This window comes from Halomonas sp. AOP25-F1-15, from assembly GCF_052378675.1.
Taxonomy (GTDB): domain Bacteria; phylum Pseudomonadota; class Gammaproteobacteria; order Pseudomonadales; family Halomonadaceae; genus Vreelandella; species Vreelandella casei.
In genome coordinates, this window is the sequence record NZ_JBQSXV010000005.1 from 103,560 (window position 1) to 115,554 (window position 11,995).

Consider the following 11,995-nt stretch of genomic DNA (forward strand, 5'->3'; position numbering starts at 1 on the left):
TCATGTCTTAGCTGGCTTTTTCGCGCAGAAAGTCAATGATTTTATCCGCAGAAACCATGGTCGCTTCGCTGTCTCGACGGCCTTTATATTCCAGTTCGCCGTTGTCTAAGCCACGATCGCCAATCACTAAGCGGTGAGGCACACCCATCAGTTCCAGGTCGGCGAATTTAACCCCTGGGCGAGTATCGCGGTCATCCAGCAACACATCTAATCCCGCAGCGCTCAGTGCTTGGTATAGCCGTTCAGACTCTTCGCGCACACGCTGAGATTTGTGTGCATTCATCGGCACTAGCGCCACTTGGAACGGTGCAATCGCGTTGGGCCAGATAATGCCGGATTCGTCGTGATTTTGCTCAATGGCCGCCGCGACTACGCGCGTTACGCCGATGCCGTAACAACCCATCCATGGATGGCTGGTTTTGCCGTTGTCGCCCAGTACGTTCGCGTTCATAGCCTGTGAGTATTTTTGACCCAGCTGGAAAACATGGCCCACTTCAATGCCGCGCTTAATAGACAGCGTGCCTTGGCCGTCTGGGGAGGGATCGCCTTCGACCACGTTGCGCAGGTCGGCAACGTCGGGCAAGGCGACATCGCGCTGCCAGTTAATGCCGAAGTAGTGTTTGCCATCGACGTTGGCGCCTGCGCCAAAGTCGCTCATAAGGGCGACGCTTCGATCAATAATGATCGGCATCTCAAGACCTACGGGGCCAAGTGAGCCAGGGCCTGCACCAACAAGAGCGCGAATTTCTTCTTCTGTGGCCATGGTGAGCGGGGCGGCTACCTGGGGAAGATTTTCGGCTTTAACTTCGTTTAACGTGTGATCACCGCGTATCAGCAGCGCGATCAGCCCACCTTCGGCTGCTTGCACCATTAGTGTTTTAATCGTTTTCTCAATGGGCAAATCAAACTGCTCAACTAAGGCTGCGATGGTCTTGGCATCGGGCGTCTCAACTAAGCGTAGCTCTTCGCTAGGCTCGGAACGAGCGGCTTGGCTGCCAAGCGGTGCGGGCAATGCCTCGGCTTTCTCTATGTTGGCCGCGTAATCTGACGCGTTAGAGAACACGATATCGTCTTCGCCAGAGTCGGCTAAGACGTGGAATTCGTGTGAGCCGGAACCACCTATGGAGCCGTTATCCGCGATCACAGGGCGGAAATTAAGCCCTAAGCGTGTGAAGATACGCGTGTAGGCGTCGTACATGTCTTGATAGGTCTGTTTCAGCGAGTCTTCATCAAGGTGAAAAGAGTAAGCATCTTTCATGATAAATTCACGCGAGCGCATCACACCAAAGCGTGGGCGAATTTCGTCACGAAATTTGGTTTGAATTTGGTAGAAGCTGACCGGTAGCTGTTTATAGCTGGCGATTTCTTTGCGCACCAGGTCGGTAATAACTTCTTCGTGGGTAGGGCCCACGCAATAGTCACGGTCGTGACGATCTTTCATGCGTAGCAGCTCAGGGCCATATTGCTCCCAACGGCCTGATTCCTGCCAAAGCTCAGCAGGTTGCACGGCGGGCATCAGTACTTCTTGAGCGCCAGCGCTGTTCATTTCTTCACGCACAATGGCTTCCACTTTTCGCAGCGTGCGAAGGCCAAGCGGCAGCCACGTATACAGGCCAGACGTTAAGCGGCGAATCATCCCGGCGCGTAACATTAACTGGTGGCTAATGACTTCGGCATCGGCCGGCGTTTCTTTTAACGTGGCAATCAGTAATTGGCTGGCGCGCATGGGCGTGAGCATTCCTTAGGTACGTGTACTGAAAAATCAGGGCTTAGTGATAGGGCGTTATAGCCCCGTTAGCGTTGGATGACGACATTGTACGGCCTAGTCGTTAAAGCGGCAAAATCCTACTTCTCACCAGCGCCCTATGCTTTTGATAGATTGTGCTAAACTGCTTTGGTTTACGGTGCGGTCATCGGCAATAAGACGCCAAGTCACAATATCTACCCGGCGACCGTTATTCTTATTACTTGAGGGAACCTTCATGCATCATGTAGTGCGTCGCTGGTTGACGGGAGCCGTCGTTGGGGCTTCTGTGGTGGCACTAAGTGGTTGTGGTACGATTTTTCATCCTGAGCGAAAAGGCCAGCTAAGTGGCGATATTGACCCGGTCATTGCTATCGCTAATAGCGTAGGGCTGCTGTTTTTTATCGTACCTGGGGTGATTGCTTACGCCGTGGATTTCTCTAATGGCACTATCTATCTGCCGGGCCGCAATAGCGCGTCAGTTGATGTTCGCCACTTAGACGACGCTATGGACGTAGCCTCACTAGAGAAGTTGCTCTCAGAGACCGCGGGCAAGCCGGTGAGCTTGGAAAATGAGCTGGTAATGATTGAAGAAATGGGCAGCCTGGATGAAGCCTTGGCGATGGTTCGTATGTCAGGCGTGCTGGATGATGAGAAGCTGTCAGCGATGTAGTTAAATGACATACCGCGATAGTGACTGGCTTTAAAAGCCCAGCGCAGGCTTCACGCCGCGCTGGGTTTTTTTGTGGTTATCGTTAATACCATTAGACCCGCCACCAGCCCCCAAAATGCGCCTCCAATTCCCAGTAAAGTAATGCCTGAACCGGTCAGTAAGAACGTCACAATGGCTGCATCACGCTGCTTCGCGTCATAAAAGGCATTAGCCAGGCCACCGCCTAAGGTGCCTAGCAGAGCAATGCCCGCTAAAGCCATCACGAGTGCCGAAGGCATTGCGTTAAATACCCCCGTAACGGTGGCACCGAAAATGCCTAAAATGATATAGAAAACACCCGCTGCCACGCCCGCCGTGTAACGCCTATGTGGATTCTCATGCGCGTCAGGGCCCAGGCACACCGCCGCGCTAATGGCCGCCATATTCAGTGCAAAGGCACCAAACGGCGCTAATAGCAGCGTAGTGGCGCCTGTCCAGCTAATCAGTGGCGAGCTATTGGGGTGGTAGCCGGCCGCGCGCAGCACCGCGACACCCGGCAAGTTTTGTGTGGCCATGGTGATGACAAACAGCGGTATGCCAATGCCAATGAGCGTAGAAAGAGTAAATGCCGGTGCCGTAAACACGGGAATGGACGGAGAGAGAGGGACATCATGCAGGTTGATTTGACCTTGCAAGGCGGCGATAGCCAAGCCCGTTATCAAGACGCCAGGTACTGCCAGTGATGGCCATAAACGTCGTCCCGCTACCCAGGCAGCGAGCATTAACAGCGGTATCAACCACTCGCGTTCCATGACCACGAAAAGATCTAATCCAAAGCGAAGTAGTATGCCAGCTAGCATGGCCGAGGCAATCGCACTGGGTATATAGCGCATTAAGCGTTCAAACATGCCCGTCACGCCGCACACGGTAATTAACAGCGCCGAAAATAGAAAGGCACCGATAGCCTCTTGCATGGGAATGCCAGGTAAGCTCGTCGCTAGGAAGGCCGCGCCGGGAGTAGACCATGCGGTGAGTAACGGCATGCGATAGCGTAATGATAGACCCAGTGAGGTCGCCCCCATGCCAAGGCCTAGCGCCCATAGCCAAGAGCTGATTTGTGCCGGTGATGCGCCTGCAGCGGCAGCCGCTTGGAAAATAATCGCCGCTGAGCTGGTATAGCCAATAGTAACGGCGACAAAACCCGCGGTAACGCTTGAGACACTCATGTCGTGCCATAGCGAATACCGCCGCGCTGGGGGCTGGGATGAAGGTTCGTCTGATGTTTCCTGCATGAGGCCTCCCGCGAAGCGCGCCAACATAAGTCGTCAAATAGCGCTGCATTGTGCGTTACAGCGCACTGTGCGTCCAGGCACCAGCTTGTCTGGCGCCTCTGTTATGAATGACGCTCGACGTTAATGGCTATCTAAAAAGCGTTTGAATGCGGCCGGCTCATCGGTGATAACGCTGCTAATGCCCCATGCCCACCGGCTATGAAAGGCGCTTGGGTCGTTGGCGGTGTAACAGAGTAGCTGGTAGCCATCATGCAGTATGGCTTCGGCTTGGGTACGCTTTAAGCGTGGCCAATCGGGGTGCACGCTGAAGGCCTCAATAGCCTCGCACTGGGGGCGCCATATTTTAGGCACGCTGCCGAGCAGCACGCCCAGTGCTAGTCGGTCGCTGTTCGCAAACTGACGACAGTGGGCAAGCGCGCGGCTATCAAAGGAGGAGATAATCAGCCGCTCGGAGGGCAGAGTATCGAGCATTACCGGTAGTGTGCGCTCCACCAGTGCGATGGGATCACGGCCTTTGTTGACCTTAATCTCCATATTGACGCTCATGCCCAGCTCGTTAAGCAGCGCTAGCATCGCCTCTAAGCTGGCCATTTTTTCGCCCGAAAAGGCATCGCCAAACCAGCTGCCCACATCTAAGGTTTGGGCATGGGCCCAGTCCATCGACGCAAGCGCTCCGCGGCTATTCGAGCAGCGCGCTACGTCAGCATCGTGCCAAATCACCGGCGTGCCGTCACCGAGTAGCTGCACATCTAACTCTACCCAGTTGATCCCGGCCTGATAAGCGGCGCGCACTGCCGACAAGGTGTTTTCAGGGGCAGCGGCTGAATAGCCCCGGTGAGCAATCAGCGTGGGCAGTTGAATTGCAGGGTGGGTCATGAAAAATCCCTAAGCCTTCGACGATAGATATGCGTTAAGTCTAGCATGGGTGCATGACTGCTGTGTTTCAGTGCTCAGGTGCAGGCATGTATTCAAATGCGCTAGCATGCGAGCTTGATTTATAGGACGCAACACGCTTCGATAGCAGTATCAGCCGTACGTCTGCTATTCACCAGCTATCTGTTATTAACCGGTTGAATAGTGACTAAACTTAACAATCAATAAGGACGATCTAATGTCTCAGCGTATCCAATTTACACGTACCGGCGCCTCCGACGTGCTTGAACTGGTCAATGTGAACTCTGCTGATCCAGGTCAAGGTGAAGTGCGCATTGCCAATAAAGCGATCGGCCTTAACTTTATCGATATTTATTTTCGTACCGGCCTTTATCCAGCGCCGTCTATGCCTTCGGGGCTAGGTACCGAAGGCGCGGGCGTTGTCGACGCCGTTGGTGAAGGCGTCACACACTTAAGCGTCGGTGATCGCGTCGCCTATGCGCAAGGCCCGTTAGGCGCCTATGCTCAACTGCACACACTGCCAGCGGCAAAGGTCATCAAACTACCCGACTCGGTTGATTTTGAGACAGCGGCGGCCAGTATGCTCAAGGGCCTGACCGTGCAGTATCTGCTTCGTCAAACCTATGCGCTGAAAGGCGGCGAAACTATTTTATTCCATGCGGCCGCCGGCGGAGTTGGTTCGATTGCCTGCCAATGGGCGAAAGCGTTAGGTGTAAAACTGATCGGTACGGTCAGCTCGCAAGAAAAAGCGGATCTCGCGATGGCAAACGGTGCCTGGGCGACGATTAATTACAGCGAAGAGAACGTTGTCGAGCGTGTACGTGAGCTGACGAACGGTGAAATGTGCGACGTGGTCTACGATTCTGTGGGCAAAGATATGTGGGAAACATCGTTAGATTGTTTAAAGCCCCGCGCTCTAATGGTTAGTTTTGGCAACTCTTCCGGCCCGGTTGACGGCGTGAATATTGGTATTTTGAATCAGAAGGGTGCGCTGTTTGTCACTCGTCCAAGCCTTAACGGCTATGCGGACACGCGGGAGCGTTTGGAAGCAATGTGCGATGACTTCTTCGCCATGCTTGAGAGCGGTAAAATTACGATTGATATCGCTAACCGCTATCCGCTGGCCGAGGCTGGTAACGCACAGGATGCGCTACAGAGCCGCAAAACCACGGGTTCAACCGTATTGCTTCCCTAAAGCATCATGCTAGTAACAAAAGCCGCTGTGTGTGAGCGGCTTTTGTTACTTACGGCTTAGGTTATTTTAAAGCATTAATAGCTACCGCTTAAATAGTGGCAGTTTAGGGTTATACCTCAAAGGCCATATCAAAAAAACGCTGCTCAATTTGGCTGGCTTCAATAAACGGCTTGCTAAGCGTTTCAAAATCGCGCTCGGCGCCTACGCGGTTTAGCTCGTTACATAAAAAATTAACCCAGCGAACAAAATCAGGCTCGTTATGGAGCACAATCCAGTCGCGGTGTTCAGGGCGTATAGGCAGCGGTTCTTGAGCACGCTGAGCCCACTCGAGATAGAGCCATTCAGCGACTACCAGTACTACCAGGATAAAGGCGTAATCCTGTGAATTGCAGGCGCTTTCCATTAGCGCAATAAACGCGTGGGTTGGCTTGGCCAGTTCCGGATTTTTCCACTGTGCTTCGGGAATGTTTAATGCTGCAAACGAATCGATAAAATAGCGATATTCGCTACCCGCCAGTACCGAAAGCTGGCGTGCATGCGTTAGGCGGGCATCTGGATCGTCGGCGACACAAACCGCAGCGCCAAGTAATCGTACAAAGCTATCGCAAAAGTGAAAATCCTGAACCAAATAGCGAGCAAAAACGTTATCCGCAATCTTGCCTTCAAGCAATTGGTCCACAAAACGATGATTGACCGAGGCATTCCAGTGGGGCTGGGCAGCTTCGCGCAGGCGGTGACATAAATCCATACGATCTCCAGTGTGCTGAATAACCCTTGACCGCTATCTTATCGATTTCAACGCCAGAGTGCAGTGAATGCTTGTGTAGGCAGAGCGTTAGTTATATTTTTACGCGCCATCTGCAGGTCATATACGGCTGTATAAATATCGCCTAATGTATATAGGCACCGTTAGCTTATGCGGCAGCTCGACAAGTAAACCGATAGGGCGGTGCAATCGCCTTGTTCTTATTCAATGGCGGCACACGGAGGTGATTAGCATGGCAGCAGACGTTATCGGTTTGGCACCAAGTACGTTAGTGTTTATCGTTCTTGGGCTAACGCTGGTTGCTTTTATATGGGGCCGTTTTCGCTATGATTTAGTCGCGCTGGCAGCACTATTAGGGTCTGTGATGCTGGGCCTGGTGCCCGCTGAAGGCGCCTTTGCTGGTTTTGGCCACCCGGCGGTGATCACCGTTGCCGCGGTGCTGGTGCTCAGCCGAGGGTTTGAGCGCTCTGGTGTGGTCGATGTTATTTCAAATCAAGTGCTTAAAGTCGGTGAAAACCTGCTTCTCCAGCTGTTAGTGTTGGTGGGCACCGTCACACTGCTGTCGGGTATTATGAATAATGTGGGTGCCTTGGCGCTGCTGCTTCCAGTGGCGATGCGGCTGGCCCGTGAGCACAACACCTCGCCTTCTTTACTGCTGATGCCGCTGGCATTTGGATCATTGCTCGGTGGCCTGACAACGCTGATCGGTACGCCGCCCAATATCATTATTTCCAGCTATCGACGTGAAGTGACGGGCGAAGCGTTTAGTATGTTTAGCTTTTCTCCCGTGGGTGTTGCCGTCGCGCTGGCGGGGCTGGCTTTTATTGTGTTAATCGGCTGGCGCCTGACGCCAAAACGCAGCGGGCAAGCCTCTACGGATGAAATGTTTGATACCGCCAACTATTTGGTCGAGTTAAAAGTGGCAGAGGGATCAAAAGCCAAAGGCTTAACGTTGCAGCAGCTGCGCGACGAGCTGGACGAAACGATCCCCGTGCTGGCGGTGGTGCGTGATGATGAGCGCCGTGCAGGATATGATTTTCACGGTGCTTTGGAAGAGGGCGACATTCTGCTATTAGAAGCAGGCCCTGATGAGCTTCAAATGCTGGAAGACAAAGTAGGGCTTAGCGCGATTGCCGAACGGGAAGAGGACGCTGAGGAAGAATCAGATACATCCGAGCACCCTGACGTTGAGCCTGCTAAGAAACAGCCCGCGAAGGAGGCCGCACCGGTCGATACCGAGGGCCTACAGCTAATCGAAGCGGTTGTGCGCAATGACTCAATGATGATTAATCGCAGCGTGCGGCAGCTGCGTTTAAATCATCAGTTTGGGCTGCACTTAGTGGCCGTTGCCCGTGACGGCGGGCGCTTGAAGCAGCGCTTGCGCGATATTCGTTTTAAAAATGGTGATGTTTTATTGCTTCAGGGCAGTGAAAATGAAATTTCAGAAAATTTAGCCTCACTTGGCTGCCTGCCACTTGCAAAACGTGAGCTGCATTTAGGTCAGCCGCGCAAGTTGGTGATATCGATTGCCATTTTTGCTCTCGCGATCATGGCGATGATATTTGATTTATTGCCTGCAGCCGTTGCCATGAGTACCGCGGCACTGATTTCACTGCTGATCGGCGTGCTGCCGTTACGTGAAGGGTATCAGGCGATTGACGGCCCTGTGATCGTACTGCTAGCGGCAATGATTCCGGTTGGCGAAGCATTAGAAACTAGCGGTGGCGCGGACCTGGTGGCCAATACGCTGCTGCGTTTTGGCAGCGACTGGCCGGTAGTGGTCACCATGATCGGATTGTTCCTTCTCTCCATGTTACTTTCTAATGTGGTTAACAATGCGGCAGCGGCGCTGCTGATGGCGCCAATTGCAGTCAGTTTGGCCAATGGCTTCGACGTTTCACTTGATCCATTTTTAATGGTCGTGGCGATCAGTGCATCCTGTGCGTTTTTAACGCCGATTGGGCATCAGTCAAACACGTTGGTCATGGGGCCCGGTGGGTATCGGTTTAGTGATTATTGGAAGCTGGGCTTGCCACTGTCAGTGGTGGTGTTAGCCGTTTCTATACCGCTCATTTTGCTGGTGTGGCCGCTTTAGGAGAGCTTGTCACTGCTCGGCCTATTAATAGATATAGAGCGAATGGTGGATGATTGTTATTAGGTTTCGAAAATTTTGCTAACCTACTACGCTCTGATACCAATAAAAATCGAACAGGCCGGGCCTATGAACCAACAATTTCGTCAGGATGCCATTGTCGAGCTAGTTCGGCAGCAAGGCTATATGAGCATTGAACAACTCACCGCCCACTTTTCGGTGACGCCGCAAACCATCCGCCGCGATTTAAACACGCTGGCTGATGAAGGGCGGGTTCGACGAGTCCATGGTGGCGTAGGGATCGAGTCCAGTACGGTCAACACTGCGTACAGCACCCGCAAGACGCTGCACTTGGAAGAGAAAGAGCGCATTGCCCACTGCTTAGCTCAGAATATTCCTAATCACTCGTCACTGTTTATTAATATCGGGACCAGTAATGAAATGGTGGCTCAGGCGTTGCTAGAGCATCAGGGGTTGGAGATTATTACTAATAATCTTAATGTCGCCGCCATCTTGCAGCATAAAGAGGATTTTACCGTCATTATTGCCGGTGGCCAGGTGCGTTCTCGCGATGGCGGTATCATTGGCGAAGCCACTATCGACTTTATCAATCAGTTTAAAGTGGACTACGGCATTATCGGCATCAGCGGTATCGATGAGGATGGCTCTCTGCTTGAGTTTGATTATCAGGAAGTCCGCGTTGCTCAGGCTATTATCGCAAACTCGCGGCGCATCTATTTGGCGGCAGACTATTCGAAATTCCACCGCAATCCGGTGGTGCGCCAAGGTAATTTGGATCAGCTTGACGCGTTATTCACCGACCGTAAGCCCCCAGAGTCGATTCAGCGTTTACTCACCCAGCATGATGTTGCGCTTCACATCGCCAGCGCTTAATTCGCGGTGATGTAGTTGGGTTACAACGGCGCCTGCGGCCAATGACGCATTGTTCGCTTTGTTGTCGTGACCCATAGTGAATTCACGGATCAGGCGAGTGCTTCGTTATCCCGAGCCACTGAACTGATCCCTGCTACAGAACCATAGCGCTTCATGATTACCCAGTGCTAAAGGCGAAGGTCTTGTAACGCTTGTGACCATCTCGCAATTACCGAACTGGACACTTATCCGGTCCAGCATGAGTAGCAATGTCACCCTTCTTTCTCAATAAGATGGCTGCTTGGTAACCGATTAACGGACCGGCAGCGGATGACCATACCATGAGGTATTACTAATGAACTGCATCGAACTTAGCCAACAAGCCGATAGCATCGCTAGCTCTTTCAGCAAGCAAGATCTCGCTAGGCTGGTCGTGGCGTTAAAGGGCAATCGTGAGTCACTACAGCATGCGGTTGAGGTTATCGATACCGTAGACAGTCGTTCAGGCTGCACGCTGGAAGAGGCCTGGGATGAAGTGCTCTCTGGAGATTCTCAGCTGCGCATTGAAGACGAAGAGTAGGGCGCGAGGTTTTAACCGGTAAGCAACAACTAGCCCCCTTATTACGTAAGGGGGCTTTTTTGTAGCGGCGAAAAGCTTAAGCGTCAGCCGCGGATATCGCTGGCCGTGAGGTATCCCGGTGCAGTTCAAAATAGCTATTAAAGCGCTCTTCAGCATCGTCGCCAAATAACACGCGGCAGGCCTCTTTTAAGCCACTGGATTGGCGCAGTTGCTCATGGGGTACGACAAGCGAGACTTTGGCGCGACGACGTAGAAAATCTTCAAGCTGGGTGATCATTTCGTGGTCGCGGGCGTGCTCTAACTCGCAGCGAATATATTCGGTGCCTTCAATTAAGATGTCAGCTTGAGCAGGGTCCTCTTGGATTTTGGCTAGCATCTGAACAGCTTGGTCAGCGTAGCGCCGCCAGAGTCGCGTCGAGAGAGGCTCTGATGAAGTAGCTGCGGTCATCGCATCTAAGTTCATGCGTTTGGCCTGATCCATAAACTGCTGCTTCACGGCGTCTGCTGGCTCGCCATACCATTTAAAATCAGGCGCGGATAGCGTTACGCCCAAGCGCGTCATTTCCTCGGCAATTTCATCACCAACGTTTAAACAGTCGGTGAGTTTGCCGCCAAAGATACTGATATGGGCGCTGTCGTCATTGGTATCGATCACGTGCTTGCGCGAAAGCTGCAAGAAATCACGGTCACTGCCTTGATCGCCTTTAATCGCTAACGGCCGCACTCCGCAGCGTGTCGAGATAATGTCGTCTTGGCTAAGCGGTTTATCTAACGTTAAACGCTTGTTGATATTTTCCAACACAAAGGCGATATCGTCAGCGGTGACGTCAACCTCCGGGTGCTCCATATGCGTATCGGTGGTGCCGATGCAGGTACGATTACCCATGGGAATGACAAAAAATAGCCGCCCGTCGTCAGCAAAAAACGCCAGTACGCGCTGGGAATCGGTTAACTGCGGGACGATAAGGTGAATACCTTTGGAATAAAGATGGTGGTGCGTCGTTTTTTGACGTGTTAGCTCATTATGTTGATCTACCCAGGGGCCTGCCGCGTTAATCAGTACCTTGGCGCGAATGTCAAAGGTACTGCCATCCATTACGTTGCGGGCCTTGGTGACCCATAAATCACCCTCGCGCTCGGCACCGAGTGACTCAACGTAGTTTGCGGCAACCGCGCCATAGTTGAGCGCGTGGCGCATAAAATTAAACACAAACCGTGCATCATTATCGTGAAGATAAGCATCGGAGTATTCAAAACCACCGACCGAGTTCTGCGTGTTGATGATGGGCTCTTCGTGCTTGATCTTTTTCGATGAGAGTAGTCGTGGCAATTTGGTAAAGCCATTACCCATTAGCCAATAAAGCCAGGTGCCTGCCCATAGGTAGCGCGGTGAGTGGCGAAAACCTTTTGAAATAGTCGTTAGAAAGCGGATTTCTTGCACCGTGGAAGGATAGCTCTTAATCAAGTGATTGCGGCTTTTACACAGCTTTCGAACCAGTGAAAAGTCGTTGCTTTCCATATATTTAATGCCTCCCCATACTAAATTGGAGGAGTGCATGCTGGTGCTGCCGGCGAAGTCGCCACGGTCAATCAAGGCAACTTTTGCGCCTTTTCCTGCCAGTGCCGCTGCCGTGGCCGCGCCATTAATACCGCCACCGATAATGAGCGCGTCAAAAATATCGGTAGGTAACTTTTCAGTGTTTCGATTTCGCAGTGTCATGGCGGGCCCCGTTAACATAAAAAACTCGCTTACCGTCATGGTGTGAACAGTAGGAGGTTTATTGTTTTTTTCACTAACGAAACTATAGGTGATCATTTTCGAACATTCAATGTTCTTTTGGACGCATTAGGCTAGCATCGCCTTATAGACTGCTCGGTAGGTAGATAACGTGGGCGCAAAAAAAACG

General features: G+C 52.3%; 10 protein-coding genes. 5 read left to right on the top strand and 5 right to left on the bottom strand.

The window, feature by feature from the left end:
* Positions 1-7: 7 nt before the first annotated feature.
* Positions 8-1,726 (bottom strand): proline--tRNA ligase, encoded by a 1,719-nt coding sequence (locus ACT3TF_RS11045; protein ID WP_444625512.1) that lies wholly within the window; start codon positions 1,724-1,726, stop codon positions 8-10.
* 256 nt (positions 1,727-1,982) lie between these two features.
* On the opposite strand from ACT3TF_RS11045, the gene ACT3TF_RS11050 reads away from it, so the two are divergent.
* Positions 1,983-2,417 carry a hypothetical protein gene (locus tag ACT3TF_RS11050; protein WP_441671433.1) on the top strand — a complete coding sequence of 145 codons (435 nt, stop codon included), beginning with the start codon at positions 1,983-1,985 and terminating at the stop codon, positions 2,415-2,417.
* 50 nt (positions 2,418-2,467) lie between these two features.
* On the opposite strand, the gene ACT3TF_RS11055 is transcribed toward ACT3TF_RS11050, so the two are convergent.
* Positions 2,468-3,688: a benzoate/H(+) symporter BenE family transporter gene (locus ACT3TF_RS11055; RefSeq protein ID WP_444672209.1), complete on the bottom strand. Its 1,221-nt coding sequence runs from the start codon at positions 3,686-3,688 to the stop codon at positions 2,468-2,470.
* A 120-nt stretch (positions 3,689-3,808) separates the two neighbouring features.
* Positions 3,809-4,564 (bottom strand): glycerophosphodiester phosphodiesterase family protein, encoded by a 756-nt coding sequence (locus ACT3TF_RS11060; protein ID WP_444672210.1) that lies wholly within the window; start codon positions 4,562-4,564, stop codon positions 3,809-3,811.
* Between the two features lie 235 nt (positions 4,565-4,799).
* Between ACT3TF_RS11060 and ACT3TF_RS11065 the strand changes: the two genes are divergently transcribed.
* Positions 4,800-5,777 carry an NADPH:quinone reductase gene (locus tag ACT3TF_RS11065; RefSeq protein ID WP_441686831.1) on the top strand — a complete coding sequence of 326 codons (978 nt, stop codon included), beginning with the start codon at positions 4,800-4,802 and terminating at the stop codon, positions 5,775-5,777.
* A 109-nt stretch (positions 5,778-5,886) separates the two neighbouring features.
* Here ACT3TF_RS11065 and ACT3TF_RS11070 read toward each other — a convergent pair whose 3' ends face one another.
* Complete coding sequence (locus ACT3TF_RS11070) at positions 5,887-6,525, bottom strand: TenA family protein (RefSeq protein ID WP_444672211.1); 639 nt, start codon at positions 6,523-6,525, stop codon at positions 5,887-5,889.
* Between the two features lie 250 nt (positions 6,526-6,775).
* On the opposite strand from ACT3TF_RS11070, the gene ACT3TF_RS11075 reads away from it, so the two are divergent.
* The 3 genes from ACT3TF_RS11075 to ACT3TF_RS11085 all read left to right on the top strand — a co-directional run bounded on the left by ACT3TF_RS11075 (position 6,776) and on the right by ACT3TF_RS11085 (position 10,088).
* The gene (locus ACT3TF_RS11075) at positions 6,776-8,638 is read left to right on the top strand and encodes an SLC13 family permease (RefSeq protein WP_444672212.1); all 1,863 of its coding nucleotides are present in this window, start codon (positions 6,776-6,778) and stop codon (positions 8,636-8,638) included.
* Between the two features lie 126 nt (positions 8,639-8,764).
* Positions 8,765-9,529, top strand: a complete 765-nt coding sequence (locus tag ACT3TF_RS11080) for a DeoR/GlpR family transcriptional regulator (protein WP_444625507.1) — start codon at positions 8,765-8,767, stop codon at positions 9,527-9,529.
* Positions 9,530-9,863: 334 nt separating this feature from the next.
* Complete coding sequence (locus ACT3TF_RS11085; RefSeq protein WP_180096060.1) at positions 9,864-10,088, top strand: hypothetical protein; 225 nt, start codon at positions 9,864-9,866, stop codon at positions 10,086-10,088.
* A 76-nt stretch (positions 10,089-10,164) separates the two neighbouring features.
* Here ACT3TF_RS11085 and ACT3TF_RS11090 read toward each other — a convergent pair whose 3' ends face one another.
* Positions 10,165-11,808, bottom strand: coding sequence for a glycerol-3-phosphate dehydrogenase/oxidase (locus ACT3TF_RS11090; RefSeq protein WP_444672213.1), 1,644 nt, complete (start codon positions 11,806-11,808; stop codon positions 10,165-10,167).
* Positions 11,809-11,995: the final 187 nt, after the last annotated feature.

Excerpts from the sequence above, each read along its gene's own strand:
- ACT3TF_RS11045 (WP_444625512.1), bottom strand. The coding sequence starts at position 1,726 with ATGCGCGCCAGCCAATTACTGATTGCCACGTTAAAAGAAACGCCGGCC.
- ACT3TF_RS11050 (WP_441671433.1), top strand. The coding sequence starts at position 1,983 with ATGCATCATGTAGTGCGTCGCTGGTTGACGGGAGCCGTCGTTGGGGCT.
- ACT3TF_RS11055 (WP_444672209.1), bottom strand. The coding sequence starts at position 3,688 with ATGCAGGAAACATCAGACGAACCTTCATCCCAGCCCCCAGCGCGGCGG.
- ACT3TF_RS11060 (WP_444672210.1), bottom strand. The coding sequence starts at position 4,564 with ATGACCCACCCTGCAATTCAACTGCCCACGCTGATTGCTCACCGGGGC.
- ACT3TF_RS11065 (WP_441686831.1), top strand. The coding sequence starts at position 4,800 with ATGTCTCAGCGTATCCAATTTACACGTACCGGCGCCTCCGACGTGCTT.
- ACT3TF_RS11070 (WP_444672211.1), bottom strand. The coding sequence starts at position 6,525 with ATGGATTTATGTCACCGCCTGCGCGAAGCTGCCCAGCCCCACTGGAAT.
- ACT3TF_RS11075 (WP_444672212.1), top strand. The coding sequence starts at position 6,776 with ATGGCAGCAGACGTTATCGGTTTGGCACCAAGTACGTTAGTGTTTATC.
- ACT3TF_RS11080 (WP_444625507.1), top strand. The coding sequence starts at position 8,765 with ATGAACCAACAATTTCGTCAGGATGCCATTGTCGAGCTAGTTCGGCAG.
- ACT3TF_RS11085 (WP_180096060.1), top strand. The coding sequence starts at position 9,864 with ATGAACTGCATCGAACTTAGCCAACAAGCCGATAGCATCGCTAGCTCT.
- ACT3TF_RS11090 (WP_444672213.1), bottom strand. The coding sequence starts at position 11,808 with ATGACACTGCGAAATCGAAACACTGAAAAGTTACCTACCGATATTTTT.